Origin of the sequence: Amycolatopsis taiwanensis DSM 45107, assembly GCF_000519205.1 — a bacterium.
GTDB lineage: Bacteria > Actinomycetota > Actinomycetes > Mycobacteriales > Pseudonocardiaceae > Amycolatopsis_E > Amycolatopsis_E taiwanensis.
Genome location: NZ_JAFB01000060.1, coordinates 1 through 23,683 on the forward strand (window position 1 = coordinate 1; position 23,683 = coordinate 23,683).

Below are 23,683 nucleotides of genomic sequence, written 5' to 3' on the forward strand. Positions count from 1 at the left end.
GTGTGAGGGGTTTGCGTACCGGCTGGTTTTTGGACAGGTGGGCAGGTGCCGGTTTGTTCGCCGATGGAGTTGATTTCGGCGTTGGACCGAGGGTCGCCCGCGTAGTTGATCTGGTCAGTACAAGACGCCGTCGTCTGAACGATTGCAGATCCAGCCGGCGTTGTGCCGACTGACGTTGCATTCCCGGCTCCAGCAGGCGGTTGCGGCTGCTGCGTAGAGCACCCTGCCATCAGCAGGCCTAGCATCGTCGCGCTCGCGGCGACCAGCTTGATTCGCATTCCCCTGGCCATCTTCGCTTCCTCCCCTTGTCGACAGGCTCACGCCAAGACCCACCGTGCACAGCCCCGAGACACTGTCACGCCGGTAGGGCCCGTGTCTGAGGGCACGACAGTGATGGCGACCTCGATCCTTTGCTGCTGACCAAATGTGGTCGCATGTTTAGACGGGGCACGACAACGAAGGTTGCGTGGCAGGGGAAGCGCGATGGAAGCCAGCGGCGTCGAGGAGGCCCCGTGGCTTTCGCCCGGCCGGCACACGGTGGCGCTCGCGGGCCAGCCGGGATGGTCCGCGTCGGTAAGGCGCCGCGGGCGGACGAGTTCCCGAGACCTGGCGTTCAGGCGGTCGTCGTCGGTGCCTGATCAAGGGCCCCGGTGCGTTCGAGGAGTTTCTGCTCCTCGGCTGGGGTCAGCCCCGCGGAACGGGGCCGGTCGAGACCGCGGGTTTGTTCATGGGCGAGAGCGCTGCGAACGGTGTCGGCCAGTGAACGCACCGCCAGCCCGGCCGCGCGGGCCGGAGCCGGGTCGTGGGCGACGAATCCGTATGTATCGGTCGGCAGCCAGAGGGGCAATGACGCGGGGCCGCTCCATGGGTTGATCCCGGCTTCGACCAGCGTGTCCGGTGCGATCGGCACCAGTTGAAGGTCGGGGGTGCCGACCAGTTCCGCGATCTCTCGCAGCACCGCCCCCAGTTCGAGGATGGGTCCGACGGCGTCGTAGGTGCCGGCCAGGCGCTGCTCGGCGGCGGTGACGATCCAGGCGGCGAGGTCGCGGACATCGATTTGCTGGATGGGCTGGCGTGGGCTGTCGGGGACGACGGCTTGACCGCCGCGGGCGAACCGCGCCGCCCAGTAGCCGAAGCGGTCCGACCCGTCGCCGGGGCCGGTGATGAGGCCCGAACGCACCACAAAGGCCCGGTCGCTGCCCATCCGCTCGCGCACGGCATTCTCACAGGCGACCTTGATGCCGCCGTAGCGCTCCACGGTCATCTCGGTGACAGTTTCCAGGACCGGCTCACACAGCGGGGCGTCGGTCGTTTGCCCCAACGTGGCCGTGTCGGCGTAGACGTTGACGGTGGAGACGAAGGTCCAGTGCTGGGCATGGTCGGCCAGCACATCGAGAGCATCGAGAACCCAGCGCAGCGCCCCTGTCCCTGTTGCCACGTCGACTACCGCGTCGAACCGCTCACCGCTCAAGGCTTTGACGGCGCCTGGCTGGTCGCGGTCCAGGACGAGAAGCTGGGCGCCTTCGGGCGCGGACCCCGAGTGGCCACGCGCCGCGCATACCACGTCGTGTCCGCGTGCCACCGCGTCGTGCGCGATTTGCTTGGACAGGAACGAGGTGCCACCGAGGACCAGAAGACGCATGGGCGTAATCCTGCTGGGACAACGAGGGTAGGTCGAGGTGCGTTCGCCGCTGGCGGAATCGCCAGGGGCGAACGCGGCCGCCGCCACGGTTCGGCCGCGATGCCCGGGCCGATGATGTCCAACTGCGACTGTCGGTGACGATCCGAACACTTGATCTGCGCATCGTGGAGCGACGGAACCCGTTGCCGGGCCTGGTTTGCCGGGCCATCGGCGTGGGTAGCAGTGGAGGACTTGCACGGCAGGTTCCCGAGCAGGGAGGAATGGCGTGGAGTTCCGGGACGCGTTCGCGCGCGTGATCGGGTGGGAGGGCGTGGTTGCCGCGATCGTGTTCGTCGTGGTGGCGGTCGCGGTGAGCTTGGCGCTGCTGTTGAGCAGGAAACGGTCCGGCGACACCCGGCGTCGCAGCTCGCATCCGATCGTCGAGGTGGGCTACGCCGTGTTGCTGGGGGCGGTGGCCGGGGCGATCGTGTTCGTGACCGCTTCGTCGCAAAACTCGCTGACCACGGCGGTGCAGCCCAGGGCCGGGGCGGCGCCGCCCGCGACTCAGGTCGACGTCGATGCGTTCCAGTGGTGCTGGCGGTTCCACTATCCGGACGCGAACAAGTCGGTCACCGGGGTGTGCGGGCCACGCGACACCGCCCTGCCCACGATGGTCGTGCCGACCGGCGAGCCGGTCCAGCTGCGGATCACCGCCAACGACGTGCAGCACTCGTTCTGGGTGCCGGACCTACGGGTGAAGGTGGACGCCTTTCCCGACCACGTCAACACAGTGACCCTGACCTTCGACCAGCCGGGGCAGTGGCGGGGCCGCTGCGCCGAGTTCTGCGGCTCTTACCACGCCACCATGGATTTCAACGTTCGAGCCGTCTCACCCCAGGAATACCAGCAGTGGCTGGCCCAGGGCGGACAGACATGACACCCCTTGTGGCAACCCGCGGCAACCACGGTGACCACCGAGCGCGCGCCTTTGTCCCGCTATCGGGGCGGCGGGGCGCCCTGGTCGAAAACGTGAGTCGATCCCGGATAGAGCGCCCTGTCGACGCGATCGCGGTCGCGCGCAAACTGGCGGAGGAACAGACATGACGACCACCGGGACGTCTTTCGTCACCGGGGTCCACGAGCCTCGCCGCTCGTGGCTGGGCACCACGGATCACAAGCGCATCGCGCTGCTGATCATCGCCACCGCGCTGGTGCTGTTCTTCGGGATGGGCCTGCTCGCGCTGCTGATGCGCGGGCAACTGGCTCAGCCGGACCAGCACATGATGACCAACGAGACCTACAACGAGCTGTTCACCATGCACGGCTCCGGCATGATCTACCTGGTCATCACGCCGCTGGCGATCGCGTTCGGTCTGTATCTGGTGCCGCTGCAGGTCGGTGCGCCCGCCGTGGCCGCCCCGCGCCTCACCATGCTCGGCTTCTGGCTCTACCTCTTCGGTGCGGTGACGGTGATGTCCGGCTTCCTCACCACCACCGGGCCGGCGGCCGAGGGGTGGACCGCCTACACCCCCCTGTCCAGTGCGCGGTTCGCGCCCGGGCCCGGCACGGACCTGTGGATCACCGGCAACTTCACCACGGCCCTCGGCATGATCCTCATTGCCGGCACCGTGCTGTGGACGGTGCTGCTGCGCCGCGCGCCGGGCATGACGATGCTGCGGATCCCGGTGTTCAGCTGGTCCATCGTGGCCACGAACCTGATGGTGCTGGCCGCCTTCCCGGCGCTGCTGGCGGCGCTGAGCATGCTCGCGCTCGGGCGGATCTCGCCGGACGTCTTCGCCAGCAACGTCTGGAACATCGGCTACCAGCACTTGTTCTGGTTTTACGGGCACCCGGTCGTCTACGTGATGTTCTTCCCGTTCGTCGGCGCGGTCGCCGAGGTGCTGTCGACGTTCGCGCGCCGCCGGTTCTTCGGCTACAAGCCGACCGTCCTGTCGCTGCTCGCGTTCGCGGCGTTGTCGATGAGCGTGTGGGGGCACCACATGTTCACCACCTGGCAGGTCGCCGACAACTACTATTCGCTGACCTCGATCCTGCTGCTGGTGCCGGCGGGCCTGGAATACCTCGGCATGATCGGCACGGTCGTCGGCGCCCGCATGCGGTTCACCGTGCCGATGCTGTTCGCGCTGGCATTCATCCCGCAGTTCCTCATCGGCGGGCTGACCGGGATCATGGTGGGCACGCCGATCATCGACTACCAGGCGCAGGACAGTTACTTCGTCGTGGCGCATTTCCACTACACGCTGGTGGCCGGCAGCCTGTTCGGGCTGTTCGCGGGGTTCTACTTCTGGTTTCCCAAGGCGACCGGGGTCATGCTCGGCCCCGGGCTGGGGCACGCGCATTTCTGGCTGATGGTGGCCGGCACCAACCTGGCCTTCCTGCCGATGTTCTGGCTCGGCATCGAGGGCATGCCGCGCCGGGTCGCCACCTACCAGCCCCGTGACGGCTTCGGCACGCTCAACCTGCTGGCCACTGTCGGCGCCGGCCTGCTCGGCTTGAGCATGCTGTGTTTCCTGGCCAACCTGGTGGTTTCCGCCGCGCGCCGCCGCACCCGTCGCGTGGGCGACAACCCGTGGCAGGCCTTCACGCTCGAATGGGCGACCTCTTCGCCACCGCCCGCGCTCAACTTCGATCGGGCGCATCCGATACCGCCGGTGGACGGCTACGCTCCGCTGCTGGAGCTGAGCGAGGAGCGGGCATGAAGCCCGCGGCGGTCGTGTTCGGCTGGGCGGGGTTCAACGCGATCCTCGCCGCGATCATGTTCGCCTACGGGGAAACCCTCCAGTTCATCGGCCTGTACGCCGCGGGTGTGGTGCTGACTGTCCTGGTAGGACTGTCCGTGCTGCTGGCCACCAAGCGGTCGAGCGGGCCGCACTGGCGGTTGCCCGCGGGCAGCCGTTCGGCCGGTTTGCTCGGGCTGGCCGCCATCCTTTTCGGACTGGGCTTCGTGTTCACGCACTGGATCAGTTACCTGGCGCTGTTCCCGCTCCTGCTCGCCGCGTTCACCTTCAACCGGGAACGGCTTCGGGCCGGGACGGTGCCGGTGCCCACCGAGGTGCGCAGCAGCCCCGTGGTACCGCGGCCACGCAGCGAGCACCCGGTGCTGGAGCGGGCCGCCCGCGTGACCACGGTGGCCGTCGCCGGGGCCCGGATCCTCTCCGCGCTGCGGCAGGGCAGGAGGCGGTCGTGATGGGGGAGGTCGCACACATGGCCGGGATGGGGCTGATGACTTCGGTCGTCGCGCCCGGCCTTGTGTTGGTGGGCCGCCGTTTCGTCTCCTGGCGCCGCCTACCCGCGCCACCGGTGCTCGTGTTGCCACTGTTTCTCGCGTTGCACAGCACACTCACTGTCGCGATGGGACGGACCGACTTTCCCGTACCGGCCGACCTGGCGTTGCACACCCTGCTGCTCGCGGCCGCGGTGTGGTTCTGGCTCCCGGTGCTCCAGCCGCGGCCGGGGAGACCGGAAGCGGTGCGCGCCGTCTATCTGTTCCTCGCCGGCCCGTCACTCGATCTCGCGGCCGTGTACCTGATCATCGCCGGTGAGGAGCGCGCGGGACTGGCCATGATCATCGGCATGCTGCCGCTCGGGCTCGCCGCGGTCGTCGTGATGTGGCGCTGGATCGTGCGTGAGGACCGGCTCGCCGAGCGGGGGAGGTGGGGGCATGGCGCTGATGCATAAGGTCGCCGAGGCGGCGCAGAACGCCGACGAGCGCTATAAGGCCGCGAAGCTGCTGCGCCCGCGCATCAACAAGGTCTTTCCCGGGCATTTTTCGTTCCTGTTCGGGGAACTCGCCCTCTACAGCTTCGTGGTGCTCATCCTCACCGGCACGTACCTGGCGCTGTTCTTCGACCCGTCCTCCGCGAAGCTCATCTACCACGGCACGTTCACCAACCTCGACGGCGTGGAGGTGTCGAAGGCCTTCGCCAGCACCCTCAACATCTCCTTCGATGTCCGGGGCGGCCTGCTGGTGCGCCAGATCCATCACTGGGCGGCGAACATCTTCGTCGCCGCGATCTTGGTGCACCTGTTGCGGATCTTCTTCACCGGTGCCTTCCGCAAACCGCGCGAGGCCAACTGGCTCATCGGGATATTCCTGCTGTTCCTGGGCATCGCCGAGGGCTTCGCCGGCTACAGCCTGCCCGACGACCTGCTTTCCGGCACCGGTCTGCGGATCATGTCCGGCATCACGCTGTCCATTCCCGTGCTCGGGACCTGGCTGCACTGGCTGATCTTCGGCGGCGAGTTCCCCGGCGAGATCATCCTTCCCCGCCTGTTCACCGCCCACATCCTGCTCATTCCCGGGCTCATTCTCGCGCTGCTGGCCGTGCACCTGGCCGGTGTGTGGTACCAGGAACACACCCAGTTCCCGGGCCGGCGGGGCACCGAGCGCAACGTGGTGGGAACGCGCACGGTTCCTTCCTTCGCGCTCAAGAGCATCAGCCTGTCCATCCTGCTCACCGCTGTCCTGGCGGTGATGGGCGGGATATTCCAGATCAACCCGGTCTTCAATTACGGGCCCTACACCCCGTTCCAGGTGTCGATCAACTCGCAGCCCGACTGGTACCTGCTCATGGTGGAGGGCGCCATGCGACTGTGGCCGCCGTGGCGGATCAACCTGTGGAACACCTACACCGTCCCCGCGGTGTTCTGGCCCGCCGTGGCGATGCCCGTCCTGCTGTTCTTCGGCTTGCTGCTCTACCCGTTCGTCGAGGAACGGATCACCAGGACCCGCCGGCTGCACAACATCGCGCAGCGCCCGCGGGACGTGCCGCACCGCACGGCCCTCGGCACGATGGCGCTGACCTTCTACGCCGTGCTCGTCATGGCGGGTGTCGACGACGTGGTCGCTTACGTCTTCCGGGTGCCGATCGAACACCTGGTCTGGATCGGCCGCATCGGCGTCCTTGTCCTACCCCCACTGGCCTACCTCGTGGCCTACCGGATCTGCCTGCACCTGCAGCACACCGACCGGGACGTCCTCGCCTACGGCGTGCACACCGGTGTGATCGAACAGCGCGACGGCGGGTACTTCGTCGAACTCGTCGAACCGCTGAAACCGGAACGGGAGTCCCTGGTCTATCCGCGCTATCGCGGCATCCCCGTTCCACATCTGCCCGGAGACCTCGAAACCGAACAACCCGCCGAACGAGAACGGTCCGGCCGTCAAACGTGAACCCGCGCTGCCGGAGAGATGGCCATGGCACTAGCCGTGCCCGGTGCCGGGTATCACCCCCGCCAGAGGAGTTCGAGTTCACGTGAGGAGCAGCCGATGTCGTGGTTGACCGGGGATTGGCCCGCGCTCGGTACGGTGTGCGCGAAGACGGCCATGCTGGCCGTGGCGGCGCTGGCCGGGCTACGGCTGGGGCCGCGCCGTGCGATCGCCGAACTGCGGATCTTCGACTTCGTGGTGGCCGTCGCCATCGGCGCGGTCATCGGCCGCACGGCGACCAGCGTCGGCACGTCGTTCGTTATCGGGCTCGTGGTGCTGGCGACGTTGATCGCGGTCCATGTCGTGCTGGCCTGGCTGAGGTTCTATCCCACCGCGAGCCGGCTGATGGACCATCCCGTCGAGGTGCTGGTGACCGACGGTGAGATCGACCATCGTCGGATGCGACGGTGCCAGCTCACCGAGGACGACCTGCACGGCGCGTTACGGCAGCGTGGCTTCTACTCGCTCGCCGATATCCGGTTCGTGTTGTTCGAGTCCCAGGGCGGATTCACGGTCGTGCCGCGGACCGCATCGGGCGGCGAACTGCTCACCGCCACGGCCGAAAACGGCCGCGGCGCATGATCGGCCCGATTGCGGGAACCCGGGTTCTGACATGCCGATACAGCGGCGGAGGTGACACAGGTGGCTAAGACGGATGACCAGAACGTAGTGGAGCTGCTGCTCAGCCAGCACACGCAGATCAAGGACCTGTTCGGGCAACTCTCCAAGGCACAGGGCGACCGCAAGCGGGAGCTGTTCGAGGACCTGGTTCGCCTGCTGGCGGTGCACGAGACCGCCGAAGAGATCGTCGTGCATCCCACGGCCCGCAGGGAGATCGACAAGGGTGACAGTGTCGTGGAGGCCCGGCTGCACGAGGAGAGCGAGGCCAAACAGGCGCTCGCCGAGCTGCACGATCTTGGGGTGGATCATCCGGATTTCGACGCCAAGCTGGCGCAACTGGCCAAGGATGTCGTGGACCATGCCGACCACGAAGAGCGGGACGAGTTCCCGCAGTTGCGCGCGAAGCTACCGGAGGAGCGGTTACGGCGGATGGCGGGTGCGCTCAGGATCGCCGAGTCCACCGCGCCGACCAGGCCGCACGCGATGGCACCGGAGTCGGCGGTGGCGAACATCCTGGCCGGCCCGCCCATCGCGGTGTTCGATCGGGTGCGCGACGCGGTGCGGGACTGGACCAGGCAGCACCGTTGAGCCCGCTGGGCGCGGTGTGTTCCGGCAGCTTGGCTGAGGTCGTCGACTCGAGACCGGTCAGCTCGTCACGAAGGCCCCGAACCCGGAACTCGGCGTCCTGAACCGGGAACTCGGCGTCCTGAATCGAGAATTCGGCGTCCTGAGTCGGGGACACGCCAGGACCCGGTGTGTCCCCGGCTCAGGTGCGTGTGTTCCCGGTTCAGGTGCGTGTGTTCCGGGTTCGGGTGCGTGTGTTCTCTGGGTTCGGGAAGCCGAGTTCCGGCTTGGGAGACCGGGCGGGCGCCGGCGGCCTCAGGCGGCTTCGGCGGAACTCTGGTCGAGCCGGTCGTGCAGTTCTGCTGCGTGTAGTTCCGCGATGGGGGCGAGGAGGTCCGGGTGCCGCAGCAGGATGGCGGCCTGCCGGTCGCGCGCATCGGGGTCGGTCAGCCGGCGGAAGTCGCACGCCATGCCGGAAAGATGCTCGGAATCGGCCACTGCCGAGGCCGCTGAAGCGGCCAGACGGGGGTCAGCGAGCAGGCACGCCGCCCAGCTGGCGACTACCTCGTCGACCCAGGTCCGCCACGCGTACTCGTCCTCGGACGCTTCGGCCGTTTCCACGCCCGCCAGCCAGTCCAGGCGGCCCGAGCCGCCAGGGCCTACTACGTTGAGTAGCGAGGCGTCGACCGCGGTCGGGTAGCGCAGCCAGGCGGCCACGGCGACGGCCTGCCGGGCCTGGGCTTCGGCGAGGGCCGTGCTGAGGGCGCCCTCGCCGGGCGGGTAGGCGCGCAGCAGCCATTGGGCCGTCGCTGAGATGACGGCGGACAGATCGACGGACACGGCGGGTAACCTCACGATGGCGGACACAAGCCTGCCCGATTACCGTGCAGCCACCGAGCAGCCAACCAACGCTACCAGCCAGAACCGGTTTTCCGGCAGTAGCAGGCGGTGTGAGACGCGGTACCCGCGCGGGCCGGTCCTGAGGAATTCAGTTCACGATCACATTCGTGATCACACGTTGGCTTCCGAGCGGGCCGTGGCTGCCGGCGGTTCGACGCGCACGGGATGGGCCAGCACGGACTGGTGGAGGTAGCCCAGCTCGTTCCACGGCGTGCTGTCGGGCTGGGTATTTCCCTGGTCGTCGGTGGCGCGTACCCGGATGGTGTGTTGGCCGGGTTCCGGGTGCCAGCGGAACTGCCAGCGCACCCACACTCCGGGCGTGGCCGGTGAGGTGATCAGCGCGTCCTGCCACGGGTCGTCGTCGATGCGGTACTGGACCGCCGCGATCCGGTTTTCGCCCGCGAACGCCCGTCCCCGGACGATCTGCGGTGTCGGCGGGAGCAGCGCCGGCCAGGGCAGCTCCACCAGGCTGGCCACCGGCAGTGTGGTGATCGCGGGGCCGCGTGCGGGCGCGTCCGCCGGGAAATCCGGGCCGATGAGCACGTAGTCCTCGGTGTTCCAGGGCACGTGAATCGGGTCTTCGGCCACTTCGATCCGGCCCAGCCACTTGATGCTGGCCGCGCCGAGCCACCCGGACACCACCAGGCGGGCCGGGAACCCGTGGTCGGCCGGAAGCACCTCGCCGTTCATCGCCAAGGCGACCAGGGTGTCGTCGGCCAGGGCCTTGGCCAGCGGCATCGGCCGGCGGGCCCGGATCTCGTCGAGTCCCTCCGCCATGACCTCGCATGCGCCCGGGGCGATTCCGGCGGGTTCGAGCAGGTCGCGTAGCCGGACGCCGGTCCACTCCGCGGTGCCGATCGCCCCGCGGCCCCATTGGGTGCCCGCGAAGGTGCGCCCGACCTCGGCGCCGAACAACACGCGGCGATTGCCGGCGCATTCGATCGTGCGAACCAGGGAAACCAGCGGGTAGCGCTGCCACAGATCGTCGTAGGTGTAGGAGATCGATTCGCGTACCCCTTTCCCCTCGACGCGCAGTGTCCACGTCGCCGCGTCCACCTCAGGGGTAGGCGCGTGGCTGCGGAGGTAGAAGCGATCGGTCGCGGTGAGATCACCCACCATGCGGTCGGGCCGGGTGCCGTAGTCCAGGCCCGTACCGGTGTCCTCCATCAACTCCGCGGGCGTCGGCTTGACGACCTTGCGATCGGTCGTCGTCCGGTGGTTCATTGATGTGGTCATAACCCCACCGTGGGCGTCATTCCCGGACTCCGATAGGGCCCGGCCGCTGATGGATGCCCAACCGAGGCCTCTGGGCTGATCTCGTCAGCCACTGCCGCGCCGAACGACATGCCTGGTCTGCGCCGGGCTTGGGGCTGTCGTATGCATGTGACTGCTGCAGCGTCTCTCGAACCACGGTACGGGCGAGGCGGGCCGTCGTTCGCTGGAGCGTCCCGGGGCTGAGGTGCGCGCCGCGCTGATCCCGGAGGAGGCCGTCGAGTTCGAGCGGGACTGGCGCGCGGCGCTGGCCAGGGCTGGCGAGACGCTGGATCTGTCGGAGGTGCTGGAGACCCTGGAGTCCTGGCGCCTGGTGGCACAGCTGACGGCGGCGACCGGAGCCGAAGCACACCGCGCGATGTACCGCCGGGCAGCCGCCCGATTGGCCGGAGAGGATATTCCGGCCGACGAGCCGCTCGCGCGGACCAAAGCCCGGCTGGGCCGGTAAGCCGCGTGTACAAGGTCACCACCGACAACCAGTTTCAGCCGCAGATCGCGGCCCTCCAAGGCGAGTTTCAAGAACTCCGTCAACACCTCGACGCCACGACTCGGCTGCACAACTAAAACGACATTGGGAAAGCAGGCACGGTCGACGTCGGTATGTAGGCAGGCATCTGAAAACGGGCTCATCGCAGAAGAGGGTGTAGTGGGGGTCCGTCGGTTTTCGAGGTCGCTCGCACGGATTTTCACGCTCGGCTGCACTCCTATCCGCACGCGACGAGACGTGCGCCGGGGAACGAGCTATGCGCCGTTGTTGCCATCGCGCAGGGAATGGATCATGCTTCGCAGGATCCGGAACGCGTCTGACTGCTCGGTCTCGGTCATGCCGGCCAGCATTCTGACCTCGACGGACCGGACCGCTATGGTCGCCTTCTCGAGGCTCCGTCGGCCGCGCGGCGTGAGCCGCGTGGGGAGAACCTTTCCGACGGGTGCCTTCGCGGGCCTGGTCACGTAGCCGTCTCGTTCCAGGGCCTGGAGCAGCACGTTCATCGTCTGCCGGGTCACGAACGCGCCCCGCGCGAGCTCGGAGTTCGACAAGCCCGGTCGTTGAGCCAGCAGCTCGAGGCAAGCGTAGTGCGTCACGCTCATCCCGAGCGGCCGCAGCACCTCCTCCATGGCTGCACGCAGGGCGCTCGACGCCTCTTTCAGCAGGTAGCCCAGTGACGTCTTCAGGTCGACGCCGACACCGTCTTGACTCATGTCAGTATCCTGACATAGGCTGACCCGTGTCAGAAGACTGACACGAAGAGAAGGAGCATCATCATGCCCGCCACCGGCCCCGACTTCATCTCGCTCCAAGCGCGCGACCTCGACGCTTCGCAGGCGTTCTACGAGCAGTACCTCGGCCTCGTCCGCTTGCAGACCGGACCTCCGCACGCCGTCGTCTTCGAGACCAAGCCGATCGCGTTCGCACTCCGCGACATCGTTCCCGGCACCGATCTCGCATCCGCTGCTCAGCCCGGCATCGGTGCCGCGATCTGGCTCCACGCCACAGACGTCCAGGCCATTCACGATGCTCTCCTCGCCGACGGTCACACCATCGTCTCCGCACCGATCGACGGCCCCTTCGGTCGGACATTCACCTTCGCCGACCCCGACGGCTACCAGATCACTCTCCACGACCGCGCCTGACAGACCACACGCCACCGGACGATCACCGGCCCCCGAAGACCGCGGTTGCGCCCGAGGCCCGAGAATCCGGGCGCGGATCACTTTTCCGGCTCTTCACACTTGGGGGTGGACGGAGTGTGACGTCGAGGCCGGGCGGTCATGGTTCGGCGCGTCGAGGGCCGGATAGAGGTCGAGGTTGCCCAAGGATGGAGGTTCCTCCGCCGCCCATCCGGAAGACCTCGACGTGCCCGACGCTACCGTCGGCGCGGGCTTCGCCTGCGCTGATCTGACCACCTTCTGCCGACTCGACGAACTCGGACTGGAGGTCACCGGCCAACGACTCGACCCCGACCGTGCCGTCCTTGCCTGCCGTGTGGTTGAACCTGGCCAGTGGTGCCGGCGCTACGGGTCGGAGGGATCACCGCGGGACACCGTGATCAGGCGCCTTGCTCACGAGCCGTTCGGGTGGCGTCCCACGACGCTGCTGGTCACGATCCGCCGTTACCGGTGCGGCGGCTGCGGACACGTGTGGCGCCAGGACCAGCCGTGCCGCCGAGCCACGACGCCGAGAGCCACGGCGACACGCACGTCGAAGTCGAGGCGACCTGGGGGATCTATCAGCGGATGATCGCCGCCTACCGCGACCTGACCGCAAGCTCGGCAAGGAGATGATGGAGAAGCTGATCGACTCCGTCGGCGCCGGCGTCCCGGCTGCCCTCACCGAGCTCGTCACGCTCGGCCGGACACTGAAGAAGCGCGCCGACGACGTGCTCGCCTACTTCGACCGCCCCTGCACCAGCAACGGACCCACCGAAGCGATCAACGGACGACTCGAACACCTACGCGGCTCCGCTCTCGGCTTCCGCAACCTCACCAACTACATCGCTAGGTCCCTGCTCGAGACCGGCGGCTTCAGCCCGCGACTACACCCTCGTCTGTGAAGGGCCTGAAAACGTTCCGCACGAACTGACTTCAGCGTGAATCGCTCGGGTATTCAGCTGCGCTGGAGCGGAAGTCCAATGCCCGTCAAGGACGGTTCGCTACTGCCGGCGTGCGGTGGCTCCGTGTTGTTTGCGCGCCGATGGTTCGGCCGGCGCGTAGGCACGGAGGAACACGCCGACGCCGGCCCGGACGATCGCGTCGCGGTCGGCGTCCGGACCTGCGGCGGCGACGCTGCCCGCGGTGAGTTGGACCAGATGCAGCGCAGCCATGGAGGGATCGTCGGGAGCCAGTAGACCGCGGTCCGACAGCCGCCGGAGGTGGGCGGCGAGGGCTTCGCGCACCCTCAGCGGACCGCGCTGGTGCCAGGCGGCGACGGTGCCGGGATCGATGTGGTCGATGTCGGCCCGGATCTGGCGGACGAGCGCAAAGTGCAGCTCCGTGTCCGGGTCGTGTGCGGCCCACCTGGTGCCGAACTCGACGAGGTCGGACTCGAGATCGATGACTCGTCCGAGCAGCTTGTCGGCCAGCGCGATCTGGTGTTCGGCCACCCGGTCTGAGCTGTCCAGGATGACCGCCCGGAACAACGCGGCCTTGTCGCCGTAGTGGTTGTAGATCGTGCGTGACGAAACCCCTGCTTCGGCGGCGAGCGCATCGATGCCGGCGCGGGTGTACCCGTCACGTGCGAAGAGCCGCAGGGCGCCGTCGAGCAGCGCGCGTTGCTTGTCCGGTCTCATCGGCATGTCCCAAGTGTGACTGATTACAACGACCGTTGCAAACAGTGCAACGAACGTTGTACCTTCGCTGTCATGACAAGGACTGAACGTTCCCTCCGCCTCGCAGTCGTGGTCGGCAGCACTCGTCCCGGACGCCGGGCGTTGAAGGTCGCCGAGTGGGTTCGCGACCGTGCCGCCGCGCAGCTGCGGGAGCGCGCCGAAATCGCTGTGTTCGACCTCGCCGAGCTGAAACTGCCGTTGTTGGACGAACCGATGCCGGCGGCGATCGGCGAGTACCGCAATGCCCACACCAAGCGGTGGGCGCAACTCGTCGACTCCTGCGACGGCTTCGTGTTCGTGACTCCGGAGTACAACCACTCGATGCCGGCGGCGCTCAAGAACGCCGTCGACTTCCTGTTCGCCGAGTGGAACGACAAGGCGGCCGGCTTCGTCAGCTATGGCCTCAACGGCGGGACCCGGGCCGTCGAGCACCTGCGCCTGACCCTGGCCGAGGTGAAGGTCGCGTGCGTGCGCAGCCAGGTATCGCTGGGTCTTTTCACCGACTTCGACATCCCCGACATGTCCGAGCCCGGCACTCTGGCGCCGGCGGGGCATCACGATGGGGTTCTCGAGCGCATGCTCGACGAACTCGTCGACTGGTCCGCCGCGCTTCGCCCGCTGCGGGAGCAGCCCGCTTCGCCGGTCCTGTCATGACACCCTTTGTGTCAACTCGCGGCAATCACGGTGACCACCACGCGCGCCGCCGCCAAGCCCCGCTATCGGGGCGGCGGGGCGCTCTGGTCGAGGACGTGACTTGCTCCCTCATGGAGCGCCCCGTCGACACGATCAAGGGGGTCTGGGGGCTTGCCCCCGGTCGGGGGTGTGGGGGCGGAGCCACCACAAGACACAGCGGTCTGGGGGCTTGCCTCCAGTCGGGGGTTGGGGGCGGAGCCCCCGCAGGGCGGAGCGTCTGGGGGCTTGCCTCCAGTCGGGGTGTGGGGGCCGAGCCCCCATCACAGGACGCGGTCGCGCGCGAACTCGCGGAGGAACAAGCATGACGCTCGGCGATCGCATCGAATGGTCAACGTGGCGCATCTGCTGGGTCATCGTGTTCGGCGCCTTCGCCAGCGGGCTCGACGCCTCCGTGGTCAACATCGGCCTGGACTCCATCAGCAAGGACCTCCACGCGGATCTCGCCGTCACCCAGTGGGTGGCGAGCGGTTACCTGCTCGCGCTCGCGCTGTCGCTTCCGCTGGCCGGGTGGCTGGGCCGCCGTTTCGGGGCCGGACGCGTCTGGCTCGCCTCGCTCGCCGGGTTCACCGTGACCTCCGGTCTGTGTGCCATGGCGCCAACGGTCGGCGTGCTGATCGTGTTCCGGGTGTTGCAGGGGCTCGCCGGCGGGCTACTCATCCCAACCGGACAGACGATCCTTGGTCAGGAGGTCGGTTCGGCACGGCTTGGCCGGGTCATGGCGACGCTCGGCATCGCGGTGAGCGTGGCGCCCGCGCTCGGTCCACTCGCGGGAGGACTGATCTTGCACGCACTGTCGTGGCCGTGGCTGTTCGCGATCAACCTGCCGATCGGGCTGGTCGGGCTGCTGCTCGGCCGCCGCTACGTTCCGCGGGGCGAGTCGGGTAACGCGCGCCCCATCGATCCGGTGGGACTCGCGCTCGTCGTCACGGGACTGCCGCTCGTCGTTTTCGCCGTGACGAGGTGGGGCGAGACCGGTCGACTCGGCGTTCCCGTACTGGCGGCCGCAGCGCTGGGATTCGCCGCCCTGGCCTGGTTCATCCAGCGGTCGCGCACCCACCCGCACCCCGTGCTCGACCTGTCCCTCTACCGCAACCGGCTCTACCGCGCCGCGAGCCTGGCCTCGGCGTTCACCGGCGCGCTGATCTTCGGCAGTGGCCTCATCGTCACGCTCTACTTCCAGCTCGGACGGCATCTCGACGTCGTTGCGACCGGCCTGAACCTGCTCGGCTTCGCCGGTGCGACCGCGGTCGTCGCGCCGTTCACCGGTAGGGCCATCGACCGCTACGGCGCGGCGCCCGTGTCCTTCGCCGGGGCGGTACTCGCGGTCGTCAGTACCGCCCCATTCGTGTTCCTTCCCGTGGACACCCCGGGCGCCCTCGTGCAGCTCCTGCTCGTCGGCTACGGCGGCGCCGTGGTGCTGGTCGGCATGCCCACGAGCATCGCCGCCTACAAGACCGTCAGGCCGGATCAACTGTCCGACGCCACCACCCAGGTCAACATCCTGGCGCGGGTCGGGGGCGCGCTGGGCGGATCGGTGTTCGCTGTGCTCATTGCCGCCCGCCTGCCGGATCTCGACGCCGCCTTCCGGACCGGTTTCCTGGCGGTCTGCATCGGCGCGTTGGGTGCCCTCGGCGCCGCCCTGCTCATCCAACGCGCGACCCCGTCCGACGCCAGAGAAGCCGCCGCGCAACGCACTTGAGGCCGGCCGGCGGTATCCGCGGACCCACTCGTGCTATCCGGGTGGGACAGAGCTGCGAAGGTTGTAGGCCCAGAGCACATGTCCGCGGCAGTCGGTCTGTAGCCACAACGGGTGCTGGAAAAAGGGGTCTCTAACCGTCCCGCACCGCTCGGGGCCGTACAGCGACCGGGAACCAGCCCGGTCGGTGGCATGGCCGCAGGCGGTGCAGACGAGCCGCCGTAGGTCAAAGCGCCGGCCGTGCGGTGGGAGGTGCAGATTTTCGCTGGCCTGCGACCAGCCATCAAATCATTTTCCGTGGACGCCATCACGACCGAGGCCGCGGGTCACGGCGGGTGGGCTTCATCGGGATCGCGGGCGTTGTTGTGTGGGCTGGCACAGGTCACGCAGTTGCGGGAGCCGTTGACGTAGGGTCCGATGAGTTTTCGCCGAGGGAGGAGTCTCCACTGTCATGACGACGACACACACACTTGAAACCGCCGAGGCCGACATCGTGTACGACGTGCACGGCCCGCTGCCCACCGCGGACGGACGCCCACCGCTGTTCATGATCGGCCAGCCCATGGACGCCAGCGGCTTCACCACGTTGGCGTCGCACTTTCCCGACCGCACCGTGATCACCTACGACCCGCGTGGGCTCGGCCGCAGCACCCGTAAAGATGGCAGGGTCGACAACGTGCCCGCGGTCCAGGCGGGCGACGTGCACGCGGTCATCGAGGCACTCGGCGCCGGGCCCGTCGAGATGTTCGCGAGTAGTGGTGGTGCGGTGACCGCGCTCGCGCTCGTGGCGGCCTATCCGAGCGACGTGACCACCCTGGTGGCACATGAGCCGCCGATCCTTCCCGTGCTGCCCGACGCCGCGGCCGCCGAGCGTGCCTTTGCCGGTGTTCGGGACGCGTACGAGGCCAAGGGCTTCGGTGCCGGCATGGCGGCCTTCGTCGCGATGACGTCGTGGCAAGGCGAGTTCACCGACGACTACTTCGCCCAGCCTCCCGCCGACCCCGCCATGTTCGGCATGCCGACCGAGGACGACGGCTCCCGGGACGACCCGCTGCTCTCCGACCGATCCTCGGCCGTCGTTGTCTATCGCCCCGATGTCGACGCGCTGGCCGCAGCGCCGACCCGCGTCGTGATCGCCGTGGGCGAGGAGTCGAGGAACACCATGACCGGCCGCACCTCGGTGGCCACCGCCGAGCTACTCGGTCAGCAGGCGACCGTGTTTCCGAGCCACCACGGCGGTTTCGTCGGCGGCGAGTCCGGATACGCCGGCCAACCCGAGGCCTTCGCGCGCAAACTGCGCGACGTTCTCGGCGACAGCTGACGACGCCTGGTTGTCCCCGAAACCTTCCCGGAGAACAGAGACCGCGTTCACCGCACTGTCCACAGTGACCAACCAGCCGCCGGCCCGCCACTGCCGAGAGAGGCGCCATGTCCTCGCTCGCCGACGTGACGGTGACGGGGCCGGCGGTCAGTCGAGGAATTTCCTGATCAGGGCGGCGAGTTCGCCGGGCTGTTCGTGCGCCATGTTGTGACTGGCCGCGATTCGTTCGATCCGGAGGTGGGGGTTGGCCTGTTCGGCGAGGGCAAGATCTCGATCGACGCCGCGGCGCTGTGCCGCCAGCAGTTCCGCGAATTGTTCGGTTCCCGGTAAGCCTTTCGTCGCGGCACAGACCAACAGCGGGCACCGTGCCGAGGCGAACACCTCGAACAGGTCCACCTCGGTCATCTGCGCACGGAAAGCCGCGACGGTGTCGGCGTTGGGCCGTAGGAACCTCGAACCGTCTCGATCGACCATGTTGCGATCGAACGCCTCGGCGGCGATGTCGCCACCGAGTTGCCGCTGTTGTTCCCGCATCGCGGTGTAGTGCTCGTCGCTGAGCGGGCCCGCCATCGTCGTCGCCTGTGCCTGGAAGGCCGAGCTCAGCTCGGCCAGTTGGCGGCGGATGGTCTGCGGATCGCCTCCGATGTAGTTCTCCGGGGCCGTCTCGACCGCCCGGATGCCATCGATGTCCACTGCTCCCGGGCATTCCGGATGCCGCTGGGCCCAGAACGCGGCCACCGCTCCACCGAGGGAGTGGCCCACGATCGCGGGCCGGTCGAGCCCGAGCCGCGTTACCGCGCGTTCGACGTCGTCGACCAGCAAATCCCACCGCCACGGGCCGTCGCCCGACTTGCCGTGGCAACGCAGGTCGAGCGCGACGACCCGGTACCGATCGGTCAGTAGCGGCGCCAACGCCGTCCAGTGCAGGGCGTTGCCACCCATCCCGTGGAGCAACACGATGGCACGACCGTTGTCAGCACCGCCGAAATCGCGTACCACCAAGGTTGGCTCTCCGGGCACCGTCAGCTCATCGACCATGTCGTTCCTCCTCAACCGATACTACTTGACGATGTGCGTCAAGTAGTGCGCACCATAGAATGCTTGACAGGTGTCGTCAAGCCGCTCTTGGAGCCTTGACGTCCCCGAGCAGGCGTTTGACCATGCGCGTCAAAATCTGAGGCGGTGAGGTGTGACCCTCGAGGCGGAACTTCGCGACCAACTCGTCGCACTGGTCGACGCCCGTTGTCTGGACCCATTGGAGATCCTGCTTCAGGATGCCGGCGCGGTAGCGGAGCTGCGGGCGCGGATACGCGCTCAAGCCGCGGTGTGGGCGCGCGAGATGATCGAGGCCGACGACGACACCGTCCTCGGCGTCATCATGCGGGTGGTCGCGGCGTTGTATCCCAGCGACGAGCCGTTCGATCCGCCGATGGACTGGTGGCGCACACCCATGGGTCAGGTCACGGCGCGCCGGACGGGCCACCCGACCGCTGTTCGCGTGTCCTACCCGGTAGCCGGAGCGATGCTGGGCATCAGCCGTCAGGGGGTACACGACCTGATCAGTCGCGGCAAGCTCACTCGCCATCCAGACGGTGGTGTCGTCCCGGCTTCGATACGTGACCGACTCCGCCAGGAATACCGCGCCTGAGCCGGCCGGGCACCGGTCGAACTGATTTCAAACCACGGCGAGATTCTTTTTCTTTCGCGCCCACGGGGAATTCTTTTCGTAGTGTATTGAGGTTGGCTTCGCCGCGGGTGGGCGGCCCGCACTTGTCGTCGGCCGGGGCCGGTGTGTCGCGCCGGCTGCGGCGGGATCCCAGCTGTGCCGCGCGATGCGAGTGATCACCTTCACGCGTCCGAGGGAACCTCGGACCGGTGGATTCCGGTGGTCGTAGCCGTTCGGGACATGGCGGGCGAGGTTGCCGGTATGCCAGGTTGATCGATGCGCGGGTGCCACCGCGCATTGCTGCATCCCTTTTTTCGCTGATACCTCAAGGGGTTTGACAATAGTGAATTCATATTATCCGAATTATTGGATTCGGCGTTTGATACGCCGAGCGCACGGCGGTGGGCGGCGGCGGGCCGCGAGTGTGGTGGTCGTGACCATGGCTTTGCTGGCGACGGCGGCGATGCCCGCGGTCGCGACCGCCGGGATGCGCGGCCCCATGGGGCCGGCAGGCCCGGCGGTGCTGCCCTTTCCCTTTCAGGCGGGATCGCCCCTCGTGCAGGAAACGTTCACCAATGCGACCGCGCCGGAGTTCACGGCGGTCGGGTCGGCCTGCCTGACCGGCGCGCCCCCGGTGGCGGCGATACCGCCGTTGAACCACCCGCCGGGCGGCTGTCCCGCCGTCGGAGTCGGACCCGTGCCTCCCAACGACGCCGCCCCGTTCGGCTTCCTGCGATTGACGGACGCGAGCCGGGACCAGGCGGGTGCCGTCCTGTACAACCACGCGATTCCGGCCAGTTTCGGGCTGAACGTCACGTTCGACCAGTGGCAGTACGGCACCACCACGCCGGAGTTCTCGCCGGCGGACGGCATCTCGTTCTTCCTGGTCAACGGCAACGTCGACCTGAACCATCCGGGTGCTTTCGGTGGCAGCCTCGGCTATGCGCAGAAGTTGCCCGACGACAACCCCGAGAATCCCTTCCTGCCCGGGGTACCCGAGGGCTACCTCGGGGTGGGCCTGGACGTGCTGGGCAACTTCTTCGGCGACTGGGAGCGTCGCGGCTTCGGCTGTCCGGAGGGGCTGCGCTCGCCGGCCGGAACGATATTCCGGGTGCCCGCACCGGGACCGAACATGGTGACCGTGCGCGGTCCGGGTAACGGGACCGAGGGGTACTGCTTCTGGACCGCGACCACCAGCAACTTCGGCCCCAACGGGCCGTGGCCCTCGACCCTGCCCGGGTCGTTGCACGGGCCCACGACCGTGGTGCCGCCGGAGCCGGAGGCGGCCCAGCAAGCCCTGGAGCCCTCGCGTCGCCGGGTGAACGTGGTGCTCACCCCGGCTCCGGCCCCGCAGTTGATCGTGACGATCGACTTCAACGACGGGACCGGGCCGCACCGGGTGCTCGATGTCCCGGCACCGCCGGACGTGCCGAACACCTACAAGTTCGGGTTCGCGGCCTCGACCGGCCTGTTCACCGACGTGCACCTGCTTCGCAATGTGTCGATCAACAGTGAAGAGCCGATTCCTCCCGACCGCGAGAGCCAGACGTGTTTGAAGGCCTCGGCCAAGAAGGTGAAAGCCGGGGACAAGGTGACCCTGACCGCGGACGTCACCTGCAACGGCAGCATACCGACCGGAACCGTCACCTTCTTCATGGACGGGGTGGAAATCGCCACCGTGCCGCTCATCGACGGCAGAGCCGTGCTGAGAGTCCGGGTGCCACCGGGTGTGCACACCTTCACCGCCCGATATAACGGCAATGAAACCTGCACACCGTCCACATCGAACACGGTCACCGTGATCGGCGTAAGACCCAAGCCGCCGATACCGCCATTCCCACCCAAACCGAAGCCCATAGTGAAGAAACCGGTGAAGGAGCCGGTTTCGATACACATCACACCGGCAAAGAAAGGCGAACTCGCCAAGAAGAAGTGATCTCGGCGTGCGGTGAAAATGCCTGATCCGGACGGTTCCGGCCACTGCGTCCAGCGTGGCCGGAACCGTTGGGCTGAGCCTTTCCGGTGGGGCTCGCCCTTCAGGTGAACGGCTTGGCGGCGTTGTCGTTGCGTTCCCCGGGCTCGTACTGCGGGATGTCCTTGCCCGATCCGCGAACGCGACGCCTGACGTCGCCGGGGGTGTCAGGGGTGCCGAAGTCGTCCGGGTCGAAGGTGCGGCCGGGGCTGACGTCGGGCGGGTCCTGCAGCTTCGGCAGCTGCAGCGTGTTGATGTCGTGCACGAGTTGGTTCACGGTCTGGTCGATGCCGTCCTTGATCCGGTCGATCGCGTCGATGAAGTCCCCCTGGATCTCGTCCGGTTTTTCGCCGTCCAGCGGGACTTGCGCGTTCGCCGCGCTCACCGCCATCGACCCCGCCACGTTCCCGGCGATCAGCGCACCCGGGGCGAGTACTTCGCCGGCGCCGACGGCGAGCAGTCCGGTGACCGCGCCCGCGAACGCGGCCTTCAGCACCTCGCTGAAACCGAACTGGTTGGCCTGCTCCGTTCGGTGGTACTGCTCAGCGGCGCTTTTGAAGTCGGCGGCGAGACCGACCAGGTCACTACGTCCCTTGGCCACCATTTCCCGCGCCGCCACCACATCGCTCTGCAGAATGGACAGACTCGTGTAGACCTGGTCGTAGTCTTCCTGGAGCCGGAGGAGAGACGACTTCGCGGCCGTCGCGCCGTCCCCGTGCCAGTCGTTCAGCTCGTCATAAGCCTGCCGCAGTTTCGGTTTACCGTCGTGCGGCAGTGGTTCGCGGAGCGAGCCGAGGTCGTCGATGATCGCCTGTAAACCGTTCGGGGAGCCGGGCTCGAGGTCCGCCCGGGAGAAATCAAGAAATCGGGATCGGATTTCGTCCTTCCACCGGTCCTTGGCATCGTGCGTGAAATCCGACACGACAACGTTGGAGGACATGGTCATGATGTCGATTGCTTCGAAGGCATCGATGGCGGCGTCGTGTAGCGACTCGACAATGCCGTCGGTCAGGGCTTCGTTTTCCCCATGTCTTCTCCTACATACTTTTGTGCAATCGGGTGAGGTGTGACTGCGCGATCGTGTCGGATTCCTCGTACAGCTCGGCGACCCGCCCGAGGGCGTGGGCGGTCGCCTCGGTGTTCTGCCGCAGTTCCTCCAGTTTGTCGGCCGCGCGCCGGCGATGCTGGTCATAGGCATAGGCCACCGAAGACATGCCCAGCGAATCGCCGAACGCCGTCGCCGGGCGCCGATGGAGCAGCCCTGAGATGTCCCCGAAGTGCCGGGGTGGTTCCGCGTGCAGGTCCATCCCCTTCACGCTGTCCCGTACTCCTGCGACGACATCTGCCGCTTCGGAAACCTTCTTACTGGCATCGAGAAGATCGTCAAGCGCTGCTTCGAACCCGTCCACTGCGGTACTCCTCTTCGTGGTTCTGGTCAGTCCGCGATCCAGTTGCCGTGGAAGCCCTGGGGGACGCGGCCGGGCAGGTGGACCGTGGCGACGACGGTCCGAAGGTCGGTGGCGTCGAGGATGACGACCTCGCTCGTGCCGGTCGACTGGTCGTAGACGTAGGTGATGAGCCAGTTCGGCGGCGCGAACACGGCCTCGCCCGGTGTGCGGCCGGGCGCGAAGGTGTGCGTGGTGGCGGCACCGGTGTGCAGGTCGTAACGGATCAGCGCGTCGCGTGCGGTGACCTGCCCGTATCGGACGTCAAGACCGGCGAAGCGGTCGTCGATCCGGGGAAATTCGCACGCCCGGTCGTCGAGCTGTTCCTCGTGGACCGTGCCCGTGCGCGTATCGATCCGCCACCGCCACAAGTCCGCCAGACGGTCTTCGCTTCCCTCCCGCCACAGGTGCGGGTAGCGCACGACATGCAGCACGATCTCGTGGTTCACCTCGTGGGCGTTGAGAACGTGGAACACGTAGCACGGCTCGATCGGGTACCAGCGCACATCGCCCGCGGGATCCGTGCGGGACAGCACGCCGATGCGCGCCCCGTAGCCGTCATCCCAGCGGAACGGCATTCCGACGTGCGTGGCCGGGTCGAACACCACCGGCAGGTCGAGGAAGATCACGTGCCGGCTGGTGAGCGCGAAGTCGTGCATCATGGTCGGCCCCGGCACGGGGATCGGCCGCGAGAACTCGAGCTCGCCATGCGCGTCGGCACGGTGGTAGGTGAGGTATGGCTCGGCCTTGCCGTAGCCGAAGAAGTGCAGCTCGCCGGTCTCCGGGCAGATCTTGGGATGCGCTGTCATCGCCGTGCGCAGCTTGCCGTGGAAGTCGTAGGGTCCCACGGTGTCCAGTTCGGACGTTATCTCATACGGCAGCGACGACTCGACGAGCGCGAGCGTGCGGCCGGCGTGGTTGACGACGTGCGTGTTGGCCACCGACGCGGTCAGGTCGGTCTCGGGGCCTTCGGTCGTGTCACCGGTGAAACTGCGCGTGCGGACCCAGCGGTTGCGGTACCACGCTGCCCTGCCGTCCTCGAGCCGGACGCCGTGGATCATGCCTTCGCGTGTGCCATGAACGTGAAAGGGGAGGGTTTCGGTGTAGAAGGCGAGATCTGAACTGGAGCGGTGCTGTGTTTGTGATGAAGGTGGGCCCTTCGGGATCGCTGTGCAGGCGGAGATCTCAAACCGCCCTGTGTTGCTGCGGTGAATGAGTCGTGGTGGTGAGCGACAGGGAAAAGGCACTGCGAGACGGTGTCAGGTGGGGGTCGGGAAGGCGAATACAAGTGAACCATCGAAGACGCGTCGTTATGATCAAAATGACATCGAAACCAGAGCTGGGCAAGGGGTTCTG

At 67.5% G+C, this 23,683-nt stretch carries 24 protein-coding genes and 1 pseudogene; 15 read left to right on the top strand and 10 right to left on the bottom strand.

Annotation, left to right across the window (positions count from 1 at the left end; genetic code table 11):
* Both A3CU_RS54120 and A3CU_RS0133785 read right to left on the bottom strand, forming a co-directional pair.
* Positions 1–290: hypothetical protein (locus A3CU_RS54120; RefSeq protein ID WP_211246590.1), on the bottom strand; the 290-nt coding region annotated here is incomplete at its 3' end.
* A gap of 323 nt (positions 291–613) precedes the next feature.
* The gene (locus tag A3CU_RS0133785) at positions 614–1,642 is read right to left on the bottom strand and encodes an NAD-dependent epimerase/dehydratase family protein (protein ID WP_027945970.1); all 1,029 of its coding nucleotides are present in this window, start codon (positions 1,640–1,642) and stop codon (positions 614–616) included.
* A 265-nt stretch (positions 1,643–1,907) separates the two neighbouring features.
* On the opposite strand from A3CU_RS0133785, the gene A3CU_RS0133790 reads away from it, so the two are divergent.
* The 7 genes from A3CU_RS0133790 to A3CU_RS0133820 all read left to right on the top strand — a co-directional run bounded on the left by A3CU_RS0133790 (position 1,908) and on the right by A3CU_RS0133820 (position 8,060).
* Positions 1,908–2,558 carry a cytochrome c oxidase subunit II gene (locus tag A3CU_RS0133790; RefSeq protein ID WP_027945971.1) on the top strand — a complete coding sequence of 217 codons (651 nt, stop codon included), beginning with the start codon at positions 1,908–1,910 and terminating at the stop codon, positions 2,556–2,558.
* Between the two features lie 163 nt (positions 2,559–2,721).
* Positions 2,722–4,341, top strand: coding sequence for a cytochrome c oxidase subunit I (locus A3CU_RS48060; protein WP_043843515.1), 1,620 nt, complete (start codon positions 2,722–2,724; stop codon positions 4,339–4,341).
* The gene (locus A3CU_RS0133800) at positions 4,338–4,829 is read left to right on the top strand and encodes a hypothetical protein (protein WP_027945972.1); all 492 of its coding nucleotides are present in this window, start codon (positions 4,338–4,340) and stop codon (positions 4,827–4,829) included. Before A3CU_RS48060 ends, A3CU_RS0133800 begins: the two co-directional genes overlap by 4 nt.
* The gene (locus A3CU_RS0133805; RefSeq protein WP_211246592.1) at positions 4,829–5,320 is read left to right on the top strand and encodes a hypothetical protein; all 492 of its coding nucleotides are present in this window, start codon (positions 4,829–4,831) and stop codon (positions 5,318–5,320) included. The genes A3CU_RS0133800 and A3CU_RS0133805 overlap by 1 nt, the downstream gene beginning before the upstream one ends.
* Complete coding sequence (gene qcrB / locus A3CU_RS48065) at positions 5,304–6,815, top strand: cytochrome bc1 complex cytochrome b subunit (protein WP_052372646.1); 1,512 nt, start codon at positions 5,304–5,306, stop codon at positions 6,813–6,815. The genes A3CU_RS0133805 and qcrB overlap by 17 nt, the downstream gene beginning before the upstream one ends.
* A 96-nt stretch (positions 6,816–6,911) precedes the next feature.
* Positions 6,912–7,433: a DUF421 domain-containing protein gene (locus tag A3CU_RS48070; protein ID WP_052372648.1), complete on the top strand. Its 522-nt coding sequence runs from the start codon at positions 6,912–6,914 to the stop codon at positions 7,431–7,433.
* Between the two features lie 60 nt (positions 7,434–7,493).
* Positions 7,494–8,060 (top strand): hemerythrin domain-containing protein, encoded by a 567-nt coding sequence (locus tag A3CU_RS0133820; protein WP_043843517.1) that lies wholly within the window; start codon positions 7,494–7,496, stop codon positions 8,058–8,060.
* Positions 8,061–8,351: 291 nt separating this feature from the next.
* On the opposite strand, the gene A3CU_RS0133825 is transcribed toward A3CU_RS0133820, so the two are convergent.
* Positions 8,352–8,876, bottom strand: coding sequence for a hypothetical protein (locus A3CU_RS0133825; protein ID WP_027945975.1), 525 nt, complete (start codon positions 8,874–8,876; stop codon positions 8,352–8,354).
* Between the two features lie 171 nt (positions 8,877–9,047).
* On the bottom strand, positions 9,048–10,172 hold the full coding sequence (locus tag A3CU_RS48075) for a sulfite oxidase (RefSeq protein ID WP_211246591.1): 1,125 nt from the start codon (positions 10,170–10,172) through the stop codon (positions 9,048–9,050).
* Between the two features lie 202 nt (positions 10,173–10,374).
* Between A3CU_RS48075 and A3CU_RS48080 the strand changes: the two genes are divergently transcribed.
* Complete coding sequence (locus tag A3CU_RS48080; protein WP_063628948.1) at positions 10,375–10,656, top strand: DUF6247 family protein; 282 nt, start codon at positions 10,375–10,377, stop codon at positions 10,654–10,656.
* Positions 10,657–10,949: 293 nt separating this feature from the next.
* Here the strand turns inward: A3CU_RS48080 and A3CU_RS0133845 are convergent, their stop codons facing one another.
* The gene (locus A3CU_RS0133845) at positions 10,950–11,408 is read right to left on the bottom strand and encodes a MarR family winged helix-turn-helix transcriptional regulator (protein WP_027945976.1); all 459 of its coding nucleotides are present in this window, start codon (positions 11,406–11,408) and stop codon (positions 10,950–10,952) included.
* A 63-nt stretch (positions 11,409–11,471) separates the two neighbouring features.
* On the opposite strand from A3CU_RS0133845, the gene A3CU_RS0133850 reads away from it, so the two are divergent.
* Together A3CU_RS0133850 and A3CU_RS50680 are read left to right on the top strand one after the other, a co-directional pair.
* The gene (locus A3CU_RS0133850) at positions 11,472–11,840 is read left to right on the top strand and encodes a VOC family protein (RefSeq protein ID WP_027945977.1); all 369 of its coding nucleotides are present in this window, start codon (positions 11,472–11,474) and stop codon (positions 11,838–11,840) included.
* A 223-nt stretch (positions 11,841–12,063) separates the two neighbouring features.
* Positions 12,064–12,760: pseudogene (locus A3CU_RS50680) on the top strand (transposase).
* 99 nt (positions 12,761–12,859) lie between these two features.
* On the opposite strand, the gene A3CU_RS48090 reads toward A3CU_RS50680, so the two are convergent.
* Entirely contained in the window at positions 12,860–13,501 is a 642-nt protein-coding gene (locus tag A3CU_RS48090) for a TetR/AcrR family transcriptional regulator (protein WP_245617467.1), read from the bottom strand.
* 66 nt (positions 13,502–13,567) lie between these two features.
* Between A3CU_RS48090 and A3CU_RS0133870 the strand changes: the two genes are divergently transcribed.
* The 3 genes from A3CU_RS0133870 (at position 13,568) to A3CU_RS0133880 (ending at position 17,244) form a co-directional block, all read left to right on the top strand.
* Entirely contained in the window at positions 13,568–14,188 is a 621-nt protein-coding gene (locus tag A3CU_RS0133870) for an NADPH-dependent FMN reductase (RefSeq protein WP_027945979.1), read from the top strand.
* 340 nt (positions 14,189–14,528) lie between these two features.
* Positions 14,529–15,926: a DHA2 family efflux MFS transporter permease subunit gene (locus A3CU_RS0133875; protein WP_052372653.1), complete on the top strand. Its 1,398-nt coding sequence runs from the start codon at positions 14,529–14,531 to the stop codon at positions 15,924–15,926.
* 448 nt (positions 15,927–16,374) lie between these two features.
* Positions 16,375–17,244 carry an alpha/beta fold hydrolase gene (locus tag A3CU_RS0133880; RefSeq protein WP_027945981.1) on the top strand — a complete coding sequence of 290 codons (870 nt, stop codon included), beginning with the start codon at positions 16,375–16,377 and terminating at the stop codon, positions 17,242–17,244.
* 147 nt (positions 17,245–17,391) lie between these two features.
* Here A3CU_RS0133880 and A3CU_RS0133885 read toward each other — a convergent pair whose 3' ends face one another.
* Positions 17,392–18,282 carry an alpha/beta fold hydrolase gene (locus A3CU_RS0133885; protein WP_027945982.1) on the bottom strand — a complete coding sequence of 297 codons (891 nt, stop codon included), beginning with the start codon at positions 18,280–18,282 and terminating at the stop codon, positions 17,392–17,394.
* 151 nt (positions 18,283–18,433) lie between these two features.
* Between A3CU_RS0133885 and A3CU_RS0133890 the strand changes: the two genes are divergently transcribed.
* Together A3CU_RS0133890 and A3CU_RS0133895 are read left to right on the top strand one after the other, a co-directional pair.
* Complete coding sequence (locus A3CU_RS0133890) at positions 18,434–18,892, top strand: hypothetical protein (protein WP_027945983.1); 459 nt, start codon at positions 18,434–18,436, stop codon at positions 18,890–18,892.
* 457 nt (positions 18,893–19,349) lie between these two features.
* Complete coding sequence (locus A3CU_RS0133895) at positions 19,350–20,846, top strand: Ig-like domain repeat protein (RefSeq protein ID WP_245617468.1); 1,497 nt, start codon at positions 19,350–19,352, stop codon at positions 20,844–20,846.
* Positions 20,847–20,946: 100 nt separating this feature from the next.
* On the opposite strand, the gene A3CU_RS0133900 is transcribed toward A3CU_RS0133895, so the two are convergent.
* The 3 genes from A3CU_RS0133900 to A3CU_RS48095 all read right to left on the bottom strand — a co-directional run bounded on the left by A3CU_RS0133900 (position 20,947) and on the right by A3CU_RS48095 (position 23,388).
* The gene (locus A3CU_RS0133900) at positions 20,947–21,828 is read right to left on the bottom strand and encodes a hypothetical protein (RefSeq protein ID WP_027945985.1); all 882 of its coding nucleotides are present in this window, start codon (positions 21,826–21,828) and stop codon (positions 20,947–20,949) included.
* A gap of 91 nt (positions 21,829–21,919) precedes the next feature.
* Positions 21,920–22,291 (bottom strand): hypothetical protein, encoded by a 372-nt coding sequence (locus A3CU_RS0133905; protein ID WP_027945986.1) that lies wholly within the window; start codon positions 22,289–22,291, stop codon positions 21,920–21,922.
* 26 nt (positions 22,292–22,317) lie between these two features.
* Positions 22,318–23,388, bottom strand: a complete 1,071-nt coding sequence (locus A3CU_RS48095) for a carotenoid oxygenase family protein (RefSeq protein ID WP_052372655.1) — start codon at positions 23,386–23,388, stop codon at positions 22,318–22,320.
* Positions 23,389–23,683: the final 295 nt, after the last annotated feature.

Excerpts from the sequence above, each read along its gene's own strand:
- A3CU_RS0133785 (WP_027945970.1), bottom strand. The coding sequence starts at position 1,642 with ATGCGTCTTCTGGTCCTCGGTGGCACCTCGTTCCTGTCCAAGCAAATC.
- qcrB (WP_052372646.1), top strand. The coding sequence starts at position 5,304 with ATGGCGCTGATGCATAAGGTCGCCGAGGCGGCGCAGAACGCCGACGAG.
- A3CU_RS48070 (WP_052372648.1), top strand. The coding sequence starts at position 6,912 with ATGTCGTGGTTGACCGGGGATTGGCCCGCGCTCGGTACGGTGTGCGCG.
- A3CU_RS0133870 (WP_027945979.1), top strand. The coding sequence starts at position 13,568 with ATGACAAGGACTGAACGTTCCCTCCGCCTCGCAGTCGTGGTCGGCAGC.
- A3CU_RS0133845 (WP_027945976.1), bottom strand. The coding sequence starts at position 11,408 with ATGAGTCAAGACGGTGTCGGCGTCGACCTGAAGACGTCACTGGGCTAC.
- A3CU_RS0133880 (WP_027945981.1), top strand. The coding sequence starts at position 16,375 with ATGACGACGACACACACACTTGAAACCGCCGAGGCCGACATCGTGTAC.
- A3CU_RS0133800 (WP_027945972.1), top strand. The coding sequence starts at position 4,338 with ATGAAGCCCGCGGCGGTCGTGTTCGGCTGGGCGGGGTTCAACGCGATC.
- A3CU_RS0133850 (WP_027945977.1), top strand. The coding sequence starts at position 11,472 with ATGCCCGCCACCGGCCCCGACTTCATCTCGCTCCAAGCGCGCGACCTC.
- A3CU_RS0133875 (WP_052372653.1), top strand. The coding sequence starts at position 14,529 with ATGACGCTCGGCGATCGCATCGAATGGTCAACGTGGCGCATCTGCTGG.
- A3CU_RS48075 (WP_211246591.1), bottom strand. The coding sequence starts at position 10,172 with ATGACCACATCAATGAACCACCGGACGACGACCGATCGCAAGGTCGTC.
- A3CU_RS48095 (WP_052372655.1), bottom strand. The coding sequence starts at position 23,388 with ATGATCCACGGCGTCCGGCTCGAGGACGGCAGGGCAGCGTGGTACCGC.
- A3CU_RS48090 (WP_245617467.1), bottom strand. The coding sequence starts at position 13,501 with ATGCCGATGAGACCGGACAAGCAACGCGCGCTGCTCGACGGCGCCCTG.
- A3CU_RS0133805 (WP_211246592.1), top strand. The coding sequence starts at position 4,829 with ATGGGGGAGGTCGCACACATGGCCGGGATGGGGCTGATGACTTCGGTC.
- A3CU_RS0133895 (WP_245617468.1), top strand. The coding sequence starts at position 19,350 with ATGGCTTTGCTGGCGACGGCGGCGATGCCCGCGGTCGCGACCGCCGGG.
- A3CU_RS0133885 (WP_027945982.1), bottom strand. The coding sequence starts at position 18,282 with ATGGTCGATGAGCTGACGGTGCCCGGAGAGCCAACCTTGGTGGTACGC.
- A3CU_RS0133900 (WP_027945985.1), bottom strand. The coding sequence starts at position 21,828 with ATGACCATGTCCTCCAACGTTGTCGTGTCGGATTTCACGCACGATGCC.
- A3CU_RS48060 (WP_043843515.1), top strand. The coding sequence starts at position 2,722 with ATGACGACCACCGGGACGTCTTTCGTCACCGGGGTCCACGAGCCTCGC.